The 20,772-nt window shown below is 70.7% G+C and carries 17 protein-coding genes; 10 read left to right on the top strand and 7 right to left on the bottom strand.

Annotation, left to right across the window (positions count from 1 at the left end):
- Positions 1-155 precede the first annotated feature (155 nt).
- From ACZ45E_RS38260 to aroQ, 4 genes are all read left to right on the top strand, one after another.
- Positions 156-1,385: an oxygenase MpaB family protein gene (locus ACZ45E_RS38260; RefSeq protein WP_468230691.1), complete on the top strand. Its 1,230-nt coding sequence runs from the start codon at positions 156-158 to the stop codon at positions 1,383-1,385.
- Positions 1,386-1,628: 243 nt separating this feature from the next.
- Complete coding sequence (locus ACZ45E_RS38255) at positions 1,629-2,852, top strand: oxygenase MpaB family protein (protein ID WP_468230689.1); 1,224 nt, start codon at positions 1,629-1,631, stop codon at positions 2,850-2,852.
- Positions 2,853-3,011: 159 nt separating this feature from the next.
- Entirely contained in the window at positions 3,012-4,112 is a 1,101-nt protein-coding gene (locus ACZ45E_RS38250; protein WP_468230686.1) for a calcium:cation antiporter, read from the top strand.
- 109 nt (positions 4,113-4,221) lie between these two features.
- A complete protein-coding gene (aroQ, locus tag ACZ45E_RS38245; protein WP_468230683.1) occupies positions 4,222-4,695 on the top strand; it encodes a type II 3-dehydroquinate dehydratase in 474 nt (157 codons plus the stop codon).
- Positions 4,696-4,703: 8 nt separating this feature from the next.
- Here aroQ and ACZ45E_RS38240 read toward each other — a convergent pair whose 3' ends face one another.
- The 5 genes from ACZ45E_RS38240 to ACZ45E_RS38220 all read right to left on the bottom strand — a co-directional run bounded on the left by ACZ45E_RS38240 (position 4,704) and on the right by ACZ45E_RS38220 (position 8,734).
- Complete coding sequence (locus ACZ45E_RS38240; protein ID WP_468230680.1) at positions 4,704-5,453, bottom strand: amino acid ABC transporter ATP-binding protein; 750 nt, start codon at positions 5,451-5,453, stop codon at positions 4,704-4,706.
- On the bottom strand, positions 5,450-6,325 hold the full coding sequence (locus tag ACZ45E_RS38235; RefSeq protein WP_468230737.1) for an amino acid ABC transporter permease: 876 nt from the start codon (positions 6,323-6,325) through the stop codon (positions 5,450-5,452). Before ACZ45E_RS38235 ends, ACZ45E_RS38240 begins: the two co-directional genes overlap by 4 nt.
- 2 nt (positions 6,326-6,327) lie before the next feature.
- The gene (locus tag ACZ45E_RS38230; protein WP_468230677.1) at positions 6,328-7,200 is read right to left on the bottom strand and encodes an ABC transporter substrate-binding protein; all 873 of its coding nucleotides are present in this window, start codon (positions 7,198-7,200) and stop codon (positions 6,328-6,330) included.
- A gap of 130 nt (positions 7,201-7,330) precedes the next feature.
- The gene (locus ACZ45E_RS38225) at positions 7,331-7,987 is read right to left on the bottom strand and encodes an MBL fold metallo-hydrolase (RefSeq protein ID WP_468230675.1); all 657 of its coding nucleotides are present in this window, start codon (positions 7,985-7,987) and stop codon (positions 7,331-7,333) included.
- A gap of 9 nt (positions 7,988-7,996) precedes the next feature.
- Positions 7,997-8,734, bottom strand: a complete 738-nt coding sequence (locus tag ACZ45E_RS38220) for a maleylpyruvate isomerase family mycothiol-dependent enzyme (protein ID WP_468230674.1) — start codon at positions 8,732-8,734, stop codon at positions 7,997-7,999.
- 227 nt (positions 8,735-8,961) lie between these two features.
- Here ACZ45E_RS38220 and uvrA point away from each other — a divergent pair, with 227 nt between their 5' ends.
- Positions 8,962-12,024 (top strand): excinuclease ABC subunit UvrA, encoded by a 3,063-nt coding sequence (gene uvrA / locus ACZ45E_RS38215; protein ID WP_468230672.1) that lies wholly within the window; start codon positions 8,962-8,964, stop codon positions 12,022-12,024.
- Between the two features lie 344 nt (positions 12,025-12,368).
- On the opposite strand, the gene ACZ45E_RS38210 is transcribed toward uvrA, so the two are convergent.
- Positions 12,369-13,316 carry a carbohydrate kinase family protein gene (locus ACZ45E_RS38210; RefSeq protein WP_468230671.1) on the bottom strand — a complete coding sequence of 316 codons (948 nt, stop codon included), beginning with the start codon at positions 13,314-13,316 and terminating at the stop codon, positions 12,369-12,371.
- Positions 13,317-13,728: 412 nt separating this feature from the next.
- On the opposite strand from ACZ45E_RS38210, the gene ACZ45E_RS38205 reads away from it, so the two are divergent.
- Positions 13,729-14,157, top strand: coding sequence for a Rieske (2Fe-2S) protein (locus ACZ45E_RS38205; RefSeq protein WP_468230669.1), 429 nt, complete (start codon positions 13,729-13,731; stop codon positions 14,155-14,157).
- A gap of 105 nt (positions 14,158-14,262) precedes the next feature.
- Here ACZ45E_RS38205 and ACZ45E_RS38200 read toward each other — a convergent pair whose 3' ends face one another.
- Positions 14,263-15,213 carry a hypothetical protein gene (locus ACZ45E_RS38200; protein ID WP_468230667.1) on the bottom strand — a complete coding sequence of 317 codons (951 nt, stop codon included), beginning with the start codon at positions 15,211-15,213 and terminating at the stop codon, positions 14,263-14,265.
- A gap of 106 nt (positions 15,214-15,319) precedes the next feature.
- Here ACZ45E_RS38200 and uvrC point away from each other — a divergent pair, with 106 nt between their 5' ends.
- From uvrC to whiA, 4 genes are read left to right on the top strand one after another with little or no spacing between them, the layout of a single operon-like run.
- Positions 15,320-17,410, top strand: coding sequence for an excinuclease ABC subunit UvrC (gene uvrC, locus ACZ45E_RS38195; RefSeq protein ID WP_468230665.1), 2,091 nt, complete (start codon positions 15,320-15,322; stop codon positions 17,408-17,410).
- Positions 17,407-18,396 carry an RNase adapter RapZ gene (gene rapZ / locus ACZ45E_RS38190; RefSeq protein ID WP_468230662.1) on the top strand — a complete coding sequence of 330 codons (990 nt, stop codon included), beginning with the start codon at positions 17,407-17,409 and terminating at the stop codon, positions 18,394-18,396. Before uvrC ends, rapZ begins: the two co-directional genes overlap by 4 nt.
- Positions 18,393-19,430, top strand: a complete 1,038-nt coding sequence (locus ACZ45E_RS38185) for a gluconeogenesis factor YvcK family protein (RefSeq protein ID WP_468230659.1) — start codon at positions 18,393-18,395, stop codon at positions 19,428-19,430. Before rapZ ends, ACZ45E_RS38185 begins: the two co-directional genes overlap by 4 nt.
- Entirely contained in the window at positions 19,421-20,458 is a 1,038-nt protein-coding gene (whiA, locus tag ACZ45E_RS38180) for a DNA-binding protein WhiA (protein ID WP_468230657.1), read from the top strand. The genes ACZ45E_RS38185 and whiA overlap by 10 nt, the downstream gene beginning before the upstream one ends.
- Positions 20,459-20,772 lie beyond the last annotated feature (314 nt).

Raw genomic sequence — 20,772 nt, 5'->3', positions numbered from 1 at the left:
GGCAGGACGGGTTCCATAGGTGCCTCCCTGATTCGGTACAGCCTCTGGTATTCGCATCGCACATGTGCTCCCCTGATGAAACACAGAATCAGGAAGCGTTTCATCGTACCAACCCGGACAGTGGCGTCACGGAACTCAAGGAGGAGTTCGAAGCGATGGACGGACTCAGCAGGCGCAGGATGTTGTTCGCGAGCGGGGCACTGGGGGCGTTCGGAGCGCTGAGCGTGGCGTCGCCGGCCCACGCACGGTCCCTGTGGACGTGGGCGCCGAGCGGTTCGGTGGCGGGCAAGGGAGCGGGGCTCGACCCGGAATGGGTCTGGGACGAGGAGGCCGACCCGCTGGTCGCCGCCGTGATCGGACGCGGGGACACGGCCAAGGTCAACGAGGCGCTGCGCACGTGGACCCGTAACGACCAGCCGCTGCCGCCCGGACTCCCCGCGGACCTGCGCGACTTCATGGAGAAGGCCCGCCAACTCCCGTCCTGGGCGGACCGGAACAAACTGGAGACAGCGGCCGGCTTCAACAAGTCCAGGGGCCTCTACCTGAACCTGCTCAACGGAGTGGGAGGCGGCATGCTGAGCACCGCCATTCCCCGTGAGGCGCGCGCCGTCTACTACTCCAAGGGCGGCGCCGACATGGAGGACCGTGTCGCCAAGACGAGCATGCTCGGCTTCGCCGTCGGGGACCTGAACGCTTTCCGGCCCGACGGCGACGTCATCGTGCAGGCCGTCAAGACCCGCCTGGTCCACGCCGCCGTACGCCACCTGCTGCCGCACTCCCCGGGCTGGGAGCAGACCAGCGCCGACCAGAGGATCCCCATCAGCCAGCAGGACATGCTGGTCACCTGGCACAGCCTGCCCACCTACGCCATGCGGAAGATGCTTGAGTGGAAGGTGCCCATCACATCGGCCGAATCGGTGGCCTATCTGCACGTGTGGCAGGTGACCGCACATCTGCTCGGCATCCGGGACGAGTACATACCCGCCACCTGGGACGCGGCCAACTCGCAGTCCGAGCAGGTGCTCGACCCGGTTCTCGCCTCCACCCGCGAAGGTGTCGAACTCACCGACATCCTGCTGCGCCAGCTCGCCGAGCAGACCAGTCCCGGCGGCATCGACCGTCCCCTGGTCGACGCGCTCGCCCGGTACCTGGTCGGTGACCAGGTCGCCGACTGGGACGGCATCCCTCGCGAGCCCTTCTGGGAGAAGGCGATAGAGACCGCCTGGCCGAAGCTGGTCGCCTTCCGCGAGAAGCTGATCCCCCTGCCGATGGTGCCGCCGCTGGCCTGGACGATCGACGAGGCAGCCCGCAAGTACATCCTGTTCTACCTCACCAAGGGCCAGGGAACGCACATCGAGATCCCCGAGACCAACCGCCCCGGCTGAGGAGAGACAGCCCCCGCGCGCCTGTGACAACCCCGAACCGGCGGGCGGCGGGCGCACACGGCCCGGCACAGGGGCGTTCGAACGGTGCGCAGGAAGTGGCCGCTGGACACCCGGACGCATGACGGCCTGCCGCGGCCCGTACGGACCTCCGGGGCCGGTCCTCCGCGGGAGAAGCACCACAGCTCTCTCACCCCTCTCACCCCATAGCGAGCATCCGCAGGACCAAAGGAGGAGTTCAGAGCAATGGACGAACTCAGCAGGCGCAGAATGTTGATCACAGGCGGAGCGCTCGGAGCGCTCGGAGCACTGGGGGCGGCGTCACCGGCGAGCGCACGGTCCTTGTGGACGTGGGCACCGAGCGGTTCGGTGGCGGGCAAGGGAGCGGGACTCGACCCGGAATGGGTCTGGGACGAGGAAGCCGACCCGGTGCTGGCCGCCGTGATCGAACGCGGGGACACGGCCAAGGCCAACGAGGCGCTGCGCAAATGGACCCGTAACGACCAGCCGCTGCCGGCCGGACTCCCCGCGGACCTGCGCGACTTCATGGAGAAGGCCCGCCAACTCCCGTCCTGGACGGACCGGCGCAAGCTCGACGCCGCGGCCCGGTTCACCAAGAAGAAGGGCATCTACGCGGGCGCTCTGTACGGGCTGGGCAGCGGCCTGATGAGCACCGCCATTCCCCGGGAGGCACGCGCCGTCTACTACTCCAAGGGCGGCGCGGACATGAAGGACCGCATCGCCAAGACCGCCCAGCTCGGGTACGACGTCGGGGACCTGGACGCCTACCAGCCGCAGGGCGGAATGATCGTGACCGCCGTGAAGACCCGGGTGGTGCATGCTGCCGTACGGCACCTGCTGCCCCAGTCTCCGGGCTGGTCCCGGACCAACGGCGGCCAGACGACCCCCATCAGCCAGGCCGACATCATGGTCACCTGGCACAGTCTCTCCACGTTTGTCATGCGCAAGCTGATCGGCTGGAGGGTTCCGGTCAGCTCCGGCGAGTCCGACGGCTTCCTGCACGTGTGGCAGGTCACCGCGCACCTGCTCGGCGTCCAGGACGAGTACATACCCGCCTCCTGGAACGAGGCCAACGCACAGGCCGCACAGGTCCTCGATCCCCGGCTCGCCGCCACGCCCGAGGGCAAGGAACTGACCGACGTCCTCCTCGACATCGTCGCCGAACTCGACGCCGGTCTCACCCGGCCCCTGATCAACGCCTTCGGCAGGTACACGCTCGGCAGCCGGACCGGCGACCTGATCGGGCTGGACAAGGAGCCCTTCTGGCAGCCGCTGATCGCCGCAGCCTGGCCGCTGCTGGTGGCCTTCCGCGAAGGACTCATTCCCCTGCCGCTCGTCCCCGAGGTGGCCTGGACCGTGGAGGAGGCCATCCGCAAGTTCGTCCTGCTCTTCCTCTCCGAAGGACGCGGCATCCACCTCGAGATCCCCGACACCAACCGTCCCTCCTGAGTCACGTCCGGCATGCCCGGCGGGGGGGGGGGGGGGGGGGGGGGGGGGGGGGGGGGGGGGAGAGGAGGGGGGGGGGGGGGGGGGGGGGGGGGGGGGGGGGGGGGGGGCGGGCCCCCCCCCCCCCCCCCCCCCCCCCCCACCGCGGGCACCATCGAAGGCATGATCACCAGACTCCGGGCCCTGGCCGCACAGTGGACCGTCATCGTCCCGGTGCTGGCGATCGTGCTCCTCGCCTGCACCTGGGGGCGCGACCTGCCCGGCGTCCTGGTCGCGGTCGTCTCCGTCGTCCTCGCGGGATCCGTCCTCGCGGCCGTGCACCACGCGGAGGTCATCGCCCACCGCGTCGGCGAACCCTTCGGCTCCCTGGTCCTCGCCGTCGCCGTCACGATCATCGAGGTCGCGCTCATCGTCACCCTGATGGCCGACGGCGGCGCCAAGAGTTCCACCCTCGCCCGGGACACGGTGTTCGCCGCCGTGATGATCACCTGCAACGGCATCGTCGGCATCAGCCTGCTCTCGGCCGCGCTCCGCCACCGCGTGGCGATCTTCCAGTCCGAGGGCACGGGCAGCGCCCTCGCCACGGTCGCCACGCTCGCGACCCTCTGCCTGGTCCTGCCGACCTTCACGACCAGCAAGCCCGGAGCGGAGTTCTCCACCTCGCAGCTGATCTTCTCGGCCGCCGCCGCGATCGTCCTGTACGGCCTCTTCGTCGCCACGCAGACCGTGCGCCACCGCGACTACTTCCTGCCGATCACCAAGCACGGCGACGTCATCGACGCCGACGACCACGCGCGGGTGCCGACCACGCGCACGGCCCTGATCAGCCTCGGACTGCTCGCGCTCGCCCTCATCGCCGTCGTCGGCCTCGCCAAGGGCGTCTCGAAGACGATCGAGCACGGCGTCGAGGCGGCGGGCATGCCGCAGGCCGTCGTCGGCGTGATCATCGCACTGCTCGTGCTGCTCCCGGAGACCATCGCCGCGTTGCGCGCGGCCCGCCGCGACCGCGTACAGACCAGCCTCAACCTCGCCCTCGGCTCCGCGATGGCCAGCATCGGCCTGACGGTGCCCGCGGTCGCCATCGCCTCGTTCTGGCTCACGGGGCCGCTCGTCCTCGGCCTCGGCGCGACCCACATGGTGCTGCTCGCCCTGACCCTGATCGTCAGCACCCTCACCGTCGTCCCCGGCCGGGCCACACCTCTGCAAGGCGGCGTGCATCTGGTGATCCTCGCCGCCTACGTGGAGCTCGCCGTCACGCCGTGAAGGACCGGGGGCGGCCGGGGCGACCTCCAGGGACCGAGACGGATCCCGGCCGCCACAAGCCCCCGTGATAGACCCTCAGGGAGCATCCGCCCGTCGTACGGAGGTCCTTGTGCCGCACACCCTCGCCACCGCGCCGATCCTGGTCCTGAACGGCCCGAACCTGAACCTGCTCGGCAAGCGCCAGCCGGAGATCTACGGCCGCGACACGCTCGCCGACGTCGAGGCCCTGTGCGTCAAGGCCGCCGCCGCGCACGGTGCCACGGTCGACTTCCGGCACTCCAACCACGAGGGCGAACTCGTCGACTGGATCCACGAGGCGCGCGAGAACCACGTCGGCATCGTGATCAACCCGGCCGCCTACTCGCACACCTCCGTGGCGATCCTCGACGCCCTCAACACCTGTGACGGGCTGCCCGTGGTGGAGGTCCACATCTCCAACATCCACCAGCGCGAGGAGTTCCGGCACCACTCCTACGTGTCCCTGCGCGCCGACGGCGTGATCGCCGGATGCGGCGTGCAGGGCTACGCGTTCGGGGTGGAGCGGGTCGCGGCCCTGGCGGCCCCGGGCGCCGCGGAGGCGTGACGCGCGGCCTACAGGCGGCCGGCGTCCACGATCCGGCGCAGGAACTGTCGCGTACGTTCCTGCCGCGGATCCCCGAACACCGCCTCCGGGGTGCCGCGTTCGAGCACCACGCCGCCGTCCAGGAAGCACACCTGGTCGGCGACCTCACGGGCGAAGCCCATCTCATGGGTGGCCAGCACCATGGTCATGCCCTCGCCCTTCACGTCGCGGACCACGTCGAGGACCTCGCCCACCAGCTCCGGGTCGAGGGCCGCGGTGATCTCGTCCAGGAGCAGCAGCCGGGGGCGGACGGCGAGGGCCCGCACGATGGCCGCACGCTGCTGCTGGCCACCGCTGAGCCGGTCCGGGTACTCCCGGGCCTTCGCGTCGAGCCCGAGACGCTTCAGCAGTCCCCTGGCCCGCTCCTCGGCCTCCTCCCGGGAGACGCCGTGCACCCGGCGCGGCGCGAGCATGACGTTCTCCAGGACGGTCAGGTGCGGGAACAGGTTGTACGCCTGGAAGACGACGCCGATCCGCCGCCGCACGGCGTCCGCGTCCGCGCGCGGGTCGGTGATCTCCGCTCCGTCCAGCCAGATCGCCCCGTCGTCGATCTCCTCCAGGAGGTTGGCGCAGCGCAGCAGCGTCGACTTGCCCGAACCGGACGCGCCGATCAGTGCGGTCACCGTGTGCGGCGCGACCTCCAGGTCGACGTCGCGCAGGACCACGGAGTCGCCGAACGTCTTGCGGACGGACTCCATCCGCAGCACGGGCCCGGTCATACGAGACCTCCTTGTGCCCGGCGCCGGTCCATCCGGGCCGTCACCCAGTCGGTGAAGCGGGTCATCGGAATGGTGAGAGCGACGAAGACCAGACCCGCGACCACGTACGGCGTGTAGTTGAAGTCCTTGCCGGCGATGATCTGCGCCGCGTACACGGCGTCCACCGCGCCGCCGATCGACACGAGCCCGGTGTCCTTCTGGAGCGACACCAGGTCGTTCAACAGAGGCGGCACGACTCGGCGCACCGCCTGGGGCAGCACTACGTAGCGCAGCGTCTGACGGCTGTTGAGGCCGAGGGAGCGCGCGGCGGCCCGCTGCGAAGGGTGGACCGACTCGATGCCCGCGCGGAACACCTCGGCGACGTATGCCGCGTACGTGAGGACCAGAGCGACACCGCCCAGGACGATCGGATCGGTGGTCACCCCCTGGAGACGGAGCGCGGGCACCCCGAAGATGACCATCAACAGGCAGATGATGAGCGGCAGTCCACGGAAGAAGTCCGTGTAGGCCGTGGCCAGGGCGCGCAGCGGGAAGAACACCGGCCCGCGCAGGGTCCGCGCGAGCGCGAGCAGCATCCCGAGGACGAGCACGCACGCCCCGCACACGAACAGCAGACGCACATTGAGCCAGAGCCCCTCAAGGACCTGCGGCAACGCCACGCGCGCGTAGTGCGCACTGAAGAACGTCTCCTTCGTCCGCTCCCAGCCGGGGGAGTTGACGAGGACGACGAACAGGACGAGGCCCGTCACCAGCGTGCTCAGCGCCGCCAGCCCGGTCGCCCGGCGCGCACGGGTCCGCTTGTAGCGCTCGCGCGCCACGCGCCGCTCGGAGGGGACGTACGCGTCCTTGGGGGCGGTCGACTGCTTCACCACGGTCACTTGAGCACCGGGGCGTCGACGGCGTCCGACAGCCACTTCTTCTCCAAGGAGGCCAGAGTGCCGTCCTTGCGAAGGGCGTCCACGGCGCCCGTCACGCACGACGTCAGACCGCTCTCCTTGTCGAGGACGAGACCGAACTGCTCGGGGGAGCCGGACGTGTTCTCGAACTGCCCCACCACCTCGGCGTCCGTGACCTCGGCGCCGGTGAAGTAGAAGGCCGTCGGCAGGTCGACGACGATCGCCTCCACCTGCCCGTTGTTCAGGGCGGACTTGGCGAAGTCGTTCTTCTGGTAGACGGCCGGCCGCTGCGCCGGCTTCACCAGGTCGTTGATGTAGTCCAGGCTGGTGGTACCCACCTGGGCGCCCAGCTTCACGCCCTTCAGGTCGGCGAGGCTCCTCGCCTTCGCGGCCTTGGACGACTTCAGCGCGACGACGGCCTGGCGCACGTCGTAGTAGCCGGACGAGAACGCCACGGCCTTCCTGCGGGCGTCGCTGATCGACACCTGGTTGATGTCGAAGTCGAACTTCTTCGCACCCGGGGCGAAGGAACTGTTGAACGGCACGGTCTGCCACGCCACCTGGTCCGTGCCGTAACCGAGCCGCTTCGCCACGGCGTACGCGACGGCCGACTCGAAGCCCTTGCCGCCGGCCGGGTCGTCGTCCTGGAACCAGGGCGCGTAGGCGGGCTTGTCGGTCCCCACGGTCAGCTTTCCCGAGGCCACCGTGGACAGCTTGCCCGGGGCGCAGGAAGCAGCCGTGGCGGGCTTGTCCGCGGCCTTCTTCTCGGGCTCGGGGGCACAGGCCGAGGCGGCGACGAGAACGACGGCGGAGCAGACGGCAAGACGCGCGGCGCGGTGGGCGAGAGGCATGGCGGGAGACTGACAGCGCACAGCCCGCTCTGTCGAGGTCGGACCGGCAACTGTCCGCATAGTGGGAACGGGCGTTGCGTTCTTGTGAACAGCCGCCCCTCGAGACCGCGTCGGCCCCCGAACCTCCAGGTCACCAGCCCCGCGCGCGCCACTGCGCGAGGTGCGGCCGCTCGGCGCCGAGCGACGTGTCGTTCCCGTGCCCGGGGTAGACCCAGGTCTCGTCCGGGAGCGGCGCGAAGATCTTCGTCTCCACGTCGTCGATGAGGCTCGCGAAGGCGACCGGGTCCTTGCGCGTGTTGCCGACGCCGCCCGGGAAGAGGCAGTCGCCGGTGAAGACGTGGGGGTGGCCGTGCGGGTCGTCGTAGATCAGGGCGATGGAGCCGGGGGTGTGGCCGACCAGATGGCGGGCCGTCAGCGTGATGTGGCCGAACTCGATGGTGTCCCCGTCGTCGACGGCGACCCGCGTCGGCACCGGAATGCCCTCGGCGTCCTCGCGCCCCGCGTACGTGCGCGCGCCCGTGGCCTCGACGACCTCCGCGAGGGCCTGCCAGTGGTCCCCGTGCTGGTGCGTGGTGACGACCGCCGAGATGCCGTCGTCACCGATGAGGCGGAGCAGCGTCCTCGGTTCGTTCGCCGCGTCGATCAGCAACTGCTGGTCGGTCGCGCGGCACCGCAGCAGATAGGCGTTGTTGTCCATCGGCCCGACCGCGACCTTGGAGATCATCAGGTCCTGCAGCTCGTGCACGTCCGCCGGGCCGCCGACCTTCACCGTTCCGCTGTACGTCATGCGCTCAGCCTATAGCGGCGGCAGTGCGGGCAGGGAGCCGCCGTCGACGGAGAGGGCGCCGCCGTCGCTGCGGCCCGACAGCCACCCCAGCAGGTCCGCCGGGCGGCCCGTGACGACGGTCCCGATCGGCGCGACGGCGCCGTCCGCGATCTCTTCGGGGGAGGAGGACGACAGCACCGCGCCGGTGGGGATCGTCCGGCCGTCGTCCTGCTGGATCAGCAGCGGCTCCACGTCCGGGTGGCCGAGGAAACGCCGCGCGAGGAAATCGATCTCCCGCCGCGTGAACTCCTCCGACAGGTCCTCCAGCTCATAGCCGATACCGAGATCCACATGGTGCAGCTCGACCTCGACCCAGCGCCGGAACGGCACTCGGGAAGCGATGTCCTTGACGCCGTTGCGCAGCTCCACCGTGCGCGACCAGTCCGTGCCCTCGGCGGTATCGGCCCCAATGTCCTGGAAGCGCTCCGCACTCGCCCGTACGTCGTCGATCTGGGCGCGCAGCTCCCGCGGGGCGTCCCGCTCGATGTCGGCGTCGCGGGCCTCGGCGCTCTCGTACATGGGCCGGCCGGCGAGGACGTTCACGAGGGCGTCCGCGTTCCGGGCGAGGTGGGCGAGCACATGGCCGCGGCTCCAGCCGGGCAGCCGTGACGGCTCGGTCACAGCGGCGTTGTCCAGGGTGCCGACCGCGGCAAGCAGCCGTTCGGTCGCTTCGCGTACAGAGACCAGGTCACGCGCGTGATGGTTCATGGTGCTGACGGTAGTCGTGCCACACGTTCGGGTGAAGGTGGCCGACATCATGCCTGAATCGAATGTACGTGCTATATGGTCGAGGGCGGCATCGGGCATTCTTGAAGGACCGGGATTGTTACCCGATACGGGAAGCCGACCGCGTTGTCAGTGGCTCCCCCTAGTCTTCGAAACGACAGGCTTTTCAGGGCTCCCTGTCACCTCTCCCAAGAAAGGTACGGACCGGCGTGGCCGACCGTCTCATCGTCCGTGGCGCGCGCGAGCACAATCTCCGGAATGTCTCGCTCGACCTCCCGCGTGACTCCCTCATCGTCTTCACCGGTCTGTCCGGCTCCGGCAAGTCCTCCCTCGCGTTCGACACGATCTTCGCCGAGGGACAGCGGCGCTATGTCGAGTCGCTCTCCTCGTACGCCCGTCAGTTCCTCGGCCAGATGGACAAGCCGGACGTCGACTTCATCGAGGGCCTCTCCCCGGCCGTCTCGATCGACCAGAAGTCGACCTCGCGCAACCCGCGCTCCACGGTCGGCACCATCACCGAGGTCTACGACTACCTGCGACTGCTCTTCGCGCGCATCGGCAAGCCGCACTGTCCCGAGTGCGGCCGCCCCATCGCGCGCCAGTCGCCGCAGGCCATCGTCGACAAGGTCCTGGAGCTGCCCGAGGGCAGCCGCTTCCAGGTCCTCTCGCCGCTCGTGCGTGAGCGCAAGGGCGAATTCGTCGACCTCTTCAGCGACCTGCAGACCAAGGGCTACTCCCGCGCGCGTGTGGACGGCGTGACGATCCAGCTGTCCGAGCCGCCGACCCTGAAGAAGCAGGAGAAGCACACGATCGAGGTGGTCATCGACCGCCTCACCGTGAAGGACTCCGCCAAGCGGCGCCTGACCGACTCCGTGGAGACCGCGCTCGGCCTCGCCGGCGGCATGGTCGTGCTCGACTTCGTCGACCTCCCCGAGGACGACCCGGAGCGCGAGCGCATGTACTCGGAGCACCTGTACTGCGCGCACGACGACCTGTCCTTCGAGGAGCTGGAGCCCCGCTCCTTCTCCTTCAACTCGCCCTTCGGCGCCTGCCCCGACTGCTCGGGCATCGGCACGCGCATGGAGGTCGACCCCGAGCTGATCGTCCCCGACGAGGAGAAGTCGCTCGACGAGGGCGCCATCCACCCGTGGTCGCACGGCCACACCAAGGACTACTTCGCCCGCCTCGTCGGGGCACTCGCCGACGCCCTCGGCTTCCGTACGGACATCCCGTTCGCCGGGCTGCCGCAGCGCGCCAAGAAGGCGCTGATCCACGGCCACAAGACACAGATCGAGGTCCGCTACCGCAACCGGTACGGGCGGGAGCGCAGGTACACGACGCCCTTCGAAGGCGCCGTGCCGTTCGTGAAGCGCCGCCACAGCGAGGCCGAGTCGGACTCGAGCCGCGAGCGCTTCGAGGGCTACATGCGCGAGGTGCCCTGCCCCACCTGTGAGGGCACCCGCCTCAAGCCGATCGTCCTTGCCGTCACGGTCATGGAGAAGTCCATCGCCGAGGTCTCGGCCATGTCCATCAGCGACTGCGCCGACTTCCTGGGCAAGCTCCGGCTGAACGCGCGCGACAAGAAGATCGCCGAGCGCGTCCTGAAGGAGGTCAACGAGCGGCTCCGCTTCCTCGTCGACGTGGGCCTCGACTACCTCTCGCTGAACCGGGCGGCCGGCACCCTCTCCGGCGGCGAGGCCCAGCGCATCCGGCTCGCCACCCAGATCGGCTCCGGCCTCGTCGGTGTGCTGTACGTGCTCGACGAGCCGTCCATCGGCCTCCACCAGCGCGACAACCACCGCCTGATCGAGACGCTCGTCCGGCTGCGTGACATGGGCAACACGCTCATCGTGGTCGAGCACGACGAGGACACCATCAAGGTCGCCGACTGGGTCGTCGACATCGGCCCCGGCGCGGGTGAGCACGGCGGCAAGGTCGTGCACAGCGGCCCGTTGAAGGAGCTGCTGAGCAACACCGAGTCGATGACCGGCCAGTACCTGTCGGGCAAGAAGGCCATCCCCGTCCCGGACCTCAGGCGGCCCGTGGACCCGGCGCGCCACCTCACCGTGCAGGGCGCCAAGGAGAACAACCTGCGGGACATCGACGTGTCCTTCCCGCTCGGTGTCCTCACGGCCGTCACCGGTGTCTCCGGATCCGGTAAGTCCACGCTGGTCAACGACATCCTCTACACGCACCTGGCGCGGGAGCTGAACGGCGCACGTTCCGTCCCCGGTCGGCACACGCGCGTGGAGGGTGACGACCTCGTCGACAAGGTCGTGCACGTCGACCAGTCGCCCATCGGCCGTACTCCGCGGTCGAACCCGGCGACGTACACCGGAGTCTTCGACCACGTCCGCCGGCTCTTCGCCGAGACCACCGAGGCGAAGGTCCGCGGCTACCTGCCGGGCCGCTTCTCCTTCAACGTCAAGGGCGGCCGCTGCGAGAACTGCTCGGGCGACGGCACGATCAAGATCGAGATGAACTTCCTGCCGGACGTGTACGTCCCGTGCGAGGTCTGTCACGGCGCGCGGTACAACCGGGAGACCCTGGACGTCCACTACAAGGGCAAGTCCATCGCCGAGGTCCTGGACATGCCGATCGAGGAGGGCCTCGCCTTCTTCGAGGCCGTCCCCGCGATCGCCCGTCACCTCAGGACACTGAACGACGTGGGCCTCGGCTACGTCCGACTCGGTCAGTCCGCGCCGACCCTGTCGGGCGGTGAGGCCCAGCGCGTGAAGCTCGCCAGCGAGCTGCAGAAGCGCTCCACGGGACGCACGGTCTACGTGCTCGACGAGCCGACGACCGGTCTGCACTTCGAGGACATCAGCAAGCTCATCACGGTGCTGTCCGGCCTCGTCGACAAGGGCAACTCGGTCATCGTCATCGAGCACAACCTCGACGTCATCAAGACCGCGGACTGGGTCATCGACATGGGCCCCGAGGGTGGCAACGGAGGCGGCATCGTCGTCGCCGAGGGCACCCCGGAGCAGGTCGCGTCCGAACCGGCCAGCCACACCGGCAAGTTCCTGCGCGACGTCCTCGGTGCCGACCGGGTCAGCGACGCGTCGGCCCCCGCGGCCAAGTCCCGCAGGAGCACGGCGAAGAAGACCGTGGCAGCCACCAAGGCCCCGGCCAAGAAGACGGCCACGGCCAAGACGGCCGCCACCAAGCCGGCCACGAAGAAAGCCACTTCGGCCACGAAGAAGACCTCTTCGACCGCGAAGAAGGCGACGCCCGCCAAGAAGACGGCGACCCGGGCCCGCAAGGCCTGACGGACCGGCACCGGAACGGACCGGCCGGTCACGCTCCGTGAGAAAACGGCGCCCTGTGGGAACTCCCCGCGGGGCGCCGTACGTTCAACGAGCAGCCGGCCTGATCCTGCGGTTCACGAACCTCCACGAACTGCATGTCCAGTTGAAGCTTGACAACATCACCCAGCAGGCCCCGCCGAAATCGAGCCCGAAGTCGCTGCGCCGGATCCCCCCCGTCGCCTCGGACCGGGCGCCCGGCAGGGAAGGCCGGGGCCGTCCGACACGGCACGGGGCGGGGCGGGGCCATCCAGTGGGCACGGGCGGAGCCGTCCGGTGGGACACGGGCGGGGTCGTGGCAAGGGCGGTTACAGCGCGCCGACCTCGGAGGCGTACGGAGGCTCGGCGCCCGCACGTGAACAGGTGATCGCGGCCGCGCGGGCCGCGAAGCGCAGCAGCCGTGCCCAGTCGTCGCCGGACAGGCCGCCGACCGTCGCGGGGGAGAGGGCCCCCGCCCCCTCAAGGGAAAGGCCGTGGAGCAGCGCCGCGTTGACGGTGTCACCGGCGCCGATCGTGTCCACCACGTCGACCCGCTCGCCCGGCACCGTCAGCTCACCGCCGTCCCGGGTGAAGACGGTGAGTCCGTCGCCGCCACGGGTGATCACGACGGCGGCCGGCCCGGCGGACAGCCACTCCGCGGGCGTACCCCCGAGCCACCGCGCGTCCTCCTCCGAGAGCTTGAGGAGCGTGGTGGACGGCAGCCAGCTCCTGAAGCGGGCACGGTAGGCGTCCGCGTCGGGGATCAGCCCCGCCCGGATGTTCGGGTCGAGCGCAGTGACCAGGCCCTGCGCGGCGGCCGAGCGCATTAGTTCCTCGTAGGCGGTCGCTCCCGGTTCCAGGACCAGGGAGCAGGTACCGAACGACACCGCGCGCGTGCCGGCGGGCAGCGCGTCCGGCACCGCAAAGAGCCGGTCGGCGGTCCCCTCCACGTAGAAGGAGTAGCCGGCCGAGCCGTCCGCGCCGATGGAGGCGACGGCCAGCGTCGTCGGCTCGTCGCCCCGCTGCACCGGGGACACGTCCACGCCCGCTGCCCGCAACCCGCCGAGCAGGGCGTCACCGAACGCGTCCCGGGACACCCGCGAGCAGAAGGCCACGGCGGAGCCGAGCCGGCCGAGCGCCACGGCCGTGTTGTACGGCCCGCCCCCGAGCCGGGGCGCGAGCGCGGGCAGCGCGACGGCGCCGGCGGCCGGGCCGCCGTCGGGACCCGCGCCCAGCGGGACGAGGTCGATCAGGGCCTCTCCGGCGACGACGATCACAGTGGTTCCTCTCGGACGGGGACGGAAGCGGGGGTGAGCAGGGCAAGCGGGAACGAGCGGGGCTAGCGGGGGCGAGCGGGGACGGCGGAGGCAGTCGGGGACGGACGGGACGGGTCGTGCGGGCGGGACGGGACGGACGGGACGGGTGGTGCGGACAGCGCGGGGTTCCGCGCCGGGCGCCGACGGCAGGCTAGAGCTTCCCGGCGCTCCGGGCAGCACGCGTCCCCGATACGGGCACGTCGAGCCCCGGAGACGGGCACATCGCCCCGGGACACGGGCACGTACGCCCCGGACGCGAGGCGGGGGCGAGAACAGGGGCCTCGGCAGGTGTCCGTCTCCCCGCCGGTATCGTCGGATCTGTCACCCCTGCCCCGTTCCTGTTCCCCCGAACAGCGCCTCTCCAGGAGTCCAGATGTCCGGCACGGCCGCCTCTCGCATCTCCCGCCGCACCGCCCTGCGCGGCGCCGCCGTCGCGGGGACGGCCGGTATCGGCCTGACCGCCTGTTCCGGCGGGTCCGGGGGCGGCGCGGCCGCGGCGCCCACCGCGCCGGTCGACCTGGGCAAGGCCGACGAGGTGCCCGAGGGCGGCGCGAAGCTCTACAAGGACGAGCACGTCGTCGTCAGCCGCACCGACGGCCGGTACAAGGCGTTCAGCACGATCTGCACGCACGCGGGCTGCCCGATCGGGATGCTGGAGGGCACGGAGCTGACCTGCAACTGTCACGGCAGCAAGTTCGACGCCACCACCGGCAAGGTGCTGCACGCCCCGGCGACCACGGCGCTGGAGGAGCTCTCGGTGCAGGTCGAGGGCGGCAAGATCGTCGCTGGCCCCCAGAAGTAACCGCCAGGGACCGCTCTCTGCGAGTGAGCGCTCACTGCGAATGAGCGCTCACTGCGAAAGAGTGCACACTGCGAATGAGCGCTCACTCCGTGGCTCACTCCGCGCTCACTCCCAGTCCCAACCGATCCCGAGCAGCCCCGCCCGCACCTGCGGCTCCACCAGATGCACCGAACGGTGGCTGCCGCTCAGCGTCAGCTCCTGGCGGCCACCGCGCGGCGCCGCGGTCGACTGCTGGGCGAAGCGGTGGCAGCGTACGGGCAGTGCGTCGTCCATGAAGCGGACCTGGAGCGCGTACTGCCCGCTCGCGAAGCCGAAACCGCGGACGTACTCGGTGGAGGCGCCGGCGGTGCCGTCCTCGAAGCCGTAGCGGAACAGATGGGTGTCACCGGCCCGCAGCCGCGCGTCGAAGAGCAGTTCCGCCACCAGGACCCCCGTCCCGGGGTCCCAGCGCACACGCCCCGTACGGCAGTTCTCCATGGCGTGCACGGCCACGTCGCCCGGCGAGCACCCGGGGTCGCCCTGGTGGACGGCCACGTACCGGTCCACCCCCTCGCGGTGGGCGCGCACGATGTGCTGGGAGTCCCGGCCGAGCAGTTCCCTGCGGGGCCCGATCCGCACCCGCTCGTGCTGGCCCACGGTGTGCAGGCCGTCGTCGAGCGGTGACTGCAACTCCCCGAGCAGCCGTTCGAGGACGCCGGACGCCTCGACGAGCGAGCGGTACGAGCGGACCGCGGGCCGCCTCGGCGCGACCGGCGCCCCGGTCGGGCCGAGCAGCCGGATCAGGGATTCCTCGGGCAGTTCGAGGATCTCCTCCAGCGCGCGTACGGCCCGCATGGACTCGGGGCGCTGCGGTCGCCGCGCACCTTGTTGCCAGTAACTCAGACTGGTCACGCCGACCTTGATGCCCTGCCGCGACAGATGGTGCTGGACCCGGTGCAGCGGCAGCCGTCGCGCGGCGATCGCGGCCCGCAGGGCGAGGTGGAACGGGCCGGTGCGCAGGGCCGAGTCCAGGGTGGGGAGCTGTGCCGCTTCCATGTGCCGTTCGACGAGCCGCATCCGGGCCTCCTTCACCCGGCATTGAAGCGTGTTGACCTGAACTCGACAACCCTCGACGCCTGCCGGGCGCCCCGGACTGTCACACCCCGCCAGTAGGGTGTCTGACATGGCCGACCCCTCCAGCTACCGCCCCAAGCCGGGACAGATCCCCGACTCGCCAGGGGTGTACAGGTTCCGCGACGAGCACCGCCGGGTGATCTACGTCGGAAAGGCGAAGAGCCTGCGCCAGCGCCTGGCGAGCTACTTCCAGGACCTGGCGAACCTGCACCCCCGCACGCGCACCATGGTCACCACGGCCGCCTCCGTGGAGTGGACGGTGGTGGCCACGGAGGTCGAGGCGCTGCAGCTGGAGTACTCCTGGATCAAGGAGTACGACCCGCGGTTCAACGTGAAGTACCGCGACGACAAGAGCTACCCGTACCTCGCGGTGACGATGAACGAGCAGTTCCCGCGCGTCCAGGTGATGCGTGGTCAGAAGAAGAAGGGCGTGCGCTACTTCGGGCCGTACGGGCACGCCTGGGCGATCCGTGACACCGTCGACCTGCTCCTGCGCGTCTTCCCGGTCCGCACCTGCTCCGCGGGCGTGTTCAAGAACGCGACCCGTACCGGCCGCCCCTGCCTCCTCGGGTACATCGGCAAGTGCTCGGCCCCCTGTGTGGGCCGCGTCACCCCCGAGGAACACCGTGAGCTGGCGGAGGAGTTCAGCGACTTCATGGCGGGCCGCACCGGCACGTACATCCGCCGCCTGGAGAAGGACATGGCCGCGGCCGCCGAGGACATGGAGTACGAGCGGGCGGCCCGCCTCCGGGACGACATCGAGGCCCTGCGGAAGGCCATGGAGAAGAGTGCCGTCGTCCTCGCCGACGCCACCGACGCCGATCTCATCGCCCTCGCGGAGGACGAGCTGGAGGCCGCGGTCCAGATCTTCCACGTACGCGGCGGACGCGTCCGCGGCCAGCGCGGCTGGGTCACCGACAAGGTCGAGGCGGTCACCAGCGGCGACCTCGTCGAGCACGCGCTGCAGCAGCTCTACGGCGAGGAGACGGGGGACTCCGTCCCCAAGGAGGTGCTCGTCCCGGCGCTGCCCGACCCCGTGGAGCCCGTCCAGGCCTGGCTCACCGAGCGCCGCGGATCGGGCGTGTCGCTGCGCATCCCGCAGCGCGGCGACAAGAAGGCCCTCATGGAGACGGTGCACAGGAACGCGCTGCACGCGCTCGCCCTGCACAAGACCAAGCGCGCCTCCGACCTCACGACGCGCTCCCGCGCCCTGGAGGAGATCGCCGAGGCCCTCGACCTGGACAGCGCCCCGCTCAGGATCGAGTGCTACGACATCTCGCACCTCCAGGGCGACGACGTCGTGGCGTCCATGGTCGTCCTGGAGGACGGCCTCGCCCGAAAGAGCGAATACCGCCGCTTCCAGATCAAGGGCTTCGAGGGACAGGACGACGTCCGCTCCATGCACGAGGTCATCACGCGGCGCTTCAAGCGCTACCTCGCCGCGCAGGAGAAGTCGGGCGAGTGGTCCGACACGGGGTCCGGCGCGGAGCTGACGGAGTACGACGGGCCGGACGATTCCACGCTCACGGAGGACGACGGACGGCCCAAGAGGTTCGCCTACCCGCCGCAGCTCGTCGTGGTCGACGGCGGTCAGCCGCAGGTCGCGGCGGCCAAGCGGGCCCTGGACGAGCTGGGCATCGAGGACATCGCGGTCTGCGGCCTGGCCAAGCGCCTCGAAGAGGTCTGGGTGCCGGACGAGGACGACCCGGTGATCCTGCCCCGCACCAGCGAGGGGCTCTACCTCCTCCAGCGCGTGCGCGACGAGGCGCACCGCTTCGCGATCACCTACCAGCGCACCAAGCGGGCCAAGCGCTTCAGGGCCGGCCCGCTGGACGAGGTGCCGGGCCTCGGCGACGCGCGTAAACAGGCGCTCATCAAGCACTTCGGTTCGGTGAAGCGGCTCCGGTCCGCCACAATCGACCAGATCTGCGAGGTTCCCGGCATAGGCCGCAAGACGGCCGAGACGATTGTGGCGGCCTTCGCGCAGGCGGCACCGGCGGCGCCCGCGGTGAACATGGCCACCGGAGAGATCATGGAAGACGAAGAGGACACCACCACGGAGCACGCGACGGACGCGCGCTCCGCAGAGGAGCCCGTCAGCACGGGAGCCTCGGAAGAACGACGGGGGCAGGAGCCATGAGCGAGCACGACCACGAGAGCAGCGACACCGGCACCGCGGCGGACAGCCCCGCACAGCCGGACCAGGAAGCACAGGCGAGCACCGGCACCGGCTCGAGCGCCGACACCCCGAGCGTCCCGGACGCCGTCATCCCCGAGCTGGTGATCATCTCCGGGATGTCCGGGGCGGGCCGCTCCACCGCGGCGAAGTGCCTGGAGGACCTCGGCTGGTTCGTCGTCGACAACCTGCCGCCCGCCCTGATCCCCACCATGGTGGAGCTCGGCGCCCGCTCGCAGGGCAATGTGGCCCGGATCGCGGTCGTCGTCGACGTACGGGGACGGCGCTTCTTCGACAACCTCCGGGAGTCCCTGGCGGACCTGGAGGCCAAGCACGTCACCCGGCGCATCGTCTTCCTGGAGTCCTCCGACGAGGCCCTGGTGCGCCGTTTCGAATCGGTGCGGCGACCGCACCCCCTCCAGGGCGACGGCCGCATCGTCGACGGCATCGCGGCCGAGCGCGAGCTCCTGCGCGAGCTGCGCGGCGACGCCGACCTCGTCATCGACACCTCCAGCCTCAACGTGCACGAGCTGCGCGCCAAGATGGACGCCCAGTTCGCCGGTGAGGAGGAGCCCGAGCTGCGGGCCACCGTCATGTCGTTCGGCTTCAAGTACGGCCTGCCCGTCGACGCCGACCTCGTCGTCGACATGCGCTTCCTGCCGAACCCGCACTGGGTCCCGGAGCTGCGCCCCTTCACCGGCCTCAACGAGGAGGTGTCGAACTACGTCTTCGCGCAGCCCGGCGCCAAGGAGTTCCTCGACCGCTACACCGAGCTGCTCCAGCTGATCGCGGCCGGCTACCGCCGCGAGGGCAAGCGCTACGTGACCATCGCCGTCGGCTGTACCGGAGGCAAGCACCGCTCCGTCGCCACGTCGGAGAAGCTCGCGGCCCGACTCGCCGCGCAGGGCGTGGAGACCGTGCTCGTCCACCGCGACATGGGCCGCGAATGACCGGACGGACGCTGCGGCTCACCAGCAGGCTGAGCCGCAGGAACGTACCGGGGACGCGGCGCAGGGGCGCGACGCCCAAGGTCGTCGCGCTCGGCGGCGGCATGGGCCTGTCCGCGTCCCTGGCGGCGCTGCGGCGCATCACCGGCGACCTCACGGCCGTCGTCACCGTCGCCGACGACGGGGGCTCCAGCGGACGCCTCCGGGACGAGCTGGGCGTGCTGCCGCCCGGGGACCTGCGCAAGGCCCTGGCGGCGCTCTGTGGCGACGACGACTGGGGCCAGACCTGGGCCCGGGTCATCCAGCACCGTTTCCAGTCACCGGGCGAGATGAACGGGCACGCGGTCGGCAATCTGCTGATCGTCGCCCTGTGGGAGCAGCTCGGCGACCACGTCAAGGCGCTCGACCTGGTCGCCGAGCTGCTCGGCGCCCACGGGCGCGTGCTGCCCATGTCCGCGGTGCCGCTGGAGCTCCAGGCCCTGGTCAAGGGGCACGACCCGGAGCGGCCCGAGGACGTGGACACGGTCCGCGGGCAGGCCACGGTGGCGCTCACCCCGGGCGAGGTGCAGTCCGTGCACCTGGTGCCGCACGACCCGCCGGCCGTGCCCGAGGCGGTCGCGGCCGTGCTCGACGCGGACTGGGTGGTGCTCGGCCCGGGCTCCTGGTTCTCGTCCGTCATCCCCCATCTGCTCGTCCCCGAACTGCTGGACGCGCTCGTCGAGACGAAGGCCCGCCGGGTCCTCTCGCTCAACCTCGCTCCGCAACCTGGAGAAACCGAAGGGTTCTCACCGCAGCGTCATTTGGAGGTTTTGGGACGACACGCCCCTAAACTCGCCCTGGACGTGGTGCTGGCCGACGAGGCCGCCGTGCCCGACCGCGAGTCTTTGACCGACGCCGCCAAGGAGCGTTTCGGTGCCGCGGTCGAGCTGGCGCCGGTAGCCAGGCCCGACGGGACTCCGAGGCACGATCCGGAGCTGTTGGCCGCCGCGTACGACCGTATTTTTCGGATGCATGGAAGGATCGGCCCATGGCGATGACGGCAGCGGTGAAGGACGAAATCTCCCGGCTCCCCGTCACCCGGACCTGCTGCAGAAAGGCCGAGGTCTCGGCCATTCTGCGGTTCGCGGGCGGCCTTCACCTGGTGAGCGGCCGCATCGTGATCGAGGCGGAGCTGGACACCGCGATGGCCGCACGGCGGCTCAAGCGGGACATTCTCGAGATCTTCGGGCACAGCTCGGAGCTGATCGTGATGGCGCCCGGCGGACTCCGCCGCGGCTCGCGTTTTGTCGTACGAGTGGTGGCGGGCGGCGACCAGCTGGCCCGCCAGACGGGACTGGTGGACGGCCGGGGACGCCCGATCAGGGGACTTCCGCCGCAGGTGGTCTCGGGGGCCACCTGCGACGCCGAGGCGGCCTGGCGCGGCGCGTTCCTGGCGCACGGCTCGCTCACCGAGCCCGGGCGCTCCAGCTCGCTCGAGGTGACCTGCCCGGGCCCGGAGGCCGCCCTCGCCCTGGTGGGCGCCGCCCGGCGGCTGTCCATCGCGGCGAAGGCCCGTGAGGTGCGCGGTGTGGACCGGGTGGTCGTCCGGGACGGCGACGCGATCGGCGCGCTGCTCACCCGGATGGGTGCCCACGAGTCGGTGCTGGCCTGGGAGGAGCGGCGGATGCGCCGCGAGGTCCGCGCCACCGCGAACCGCCTCGCCAACTTCGACGACGCGAACCTGCGCCGCTCGGCCCGCGCGGCCGTCGCCGCAGGCGCCCGGGTGCAGCGCGCCCTGGAGATCCTCGCCGACGAGGTGCCCGAGCACCTCGCGGCCGCGGGGCGCCTGCGCATGGAGCACAAGCAGGCCTCCCTGGAGGAGCTGGGCGCCCTCGCCGACCCGCCGCTGACCAAGGACGCCGTCGCGGGCCGCATCCGGCGGCTGCTCGCCATGGCGGACAAGCGGGCGCAGGACCTCGGCATCCCCGGCACGGAGTCGAACCTCACGGAGGAGCTGGCCGAGGAGATGGTGGAGGAGATGGCGGGCGAGATGGCGAGCGAGCTGGCCCACAACATGGCGGGCTGACCCGCTGGACGGACACCACACGCGTCACATACGTAGGCAGGCCGGTGGGGGGGGGAGGGGGGGGGGGGGTCGCCCCGCGCCTCCCTTCCCCCCCCAGGGTCCCCCCCTCCCCCCTCCCTTTCCCCCTGCCCTCCCCCACCCCTCCGATTTTTCTTCTTCTTTTTCTTTTTGTCAAAAGGATGCGGCGCCCACGTGGAGACCCAAGACAAAAATCGTCCCTCGTGGGCTGTGTTTGGCATGCTGGGTGGGGGGGTTGGTTCCTCTCCCCTCCCCCCCTCTCCGGCCCATGACCTGTCCGTACGCGCCACGACGGC

It is taken from the genome of Streptomyces sp. NPDC030991 (genome assembly GCF_055571235.1).
Note: the sequence above shows the minus strand (reverse complement) of the source record. Positions and strands in the feature narration are given on the sequence as shown.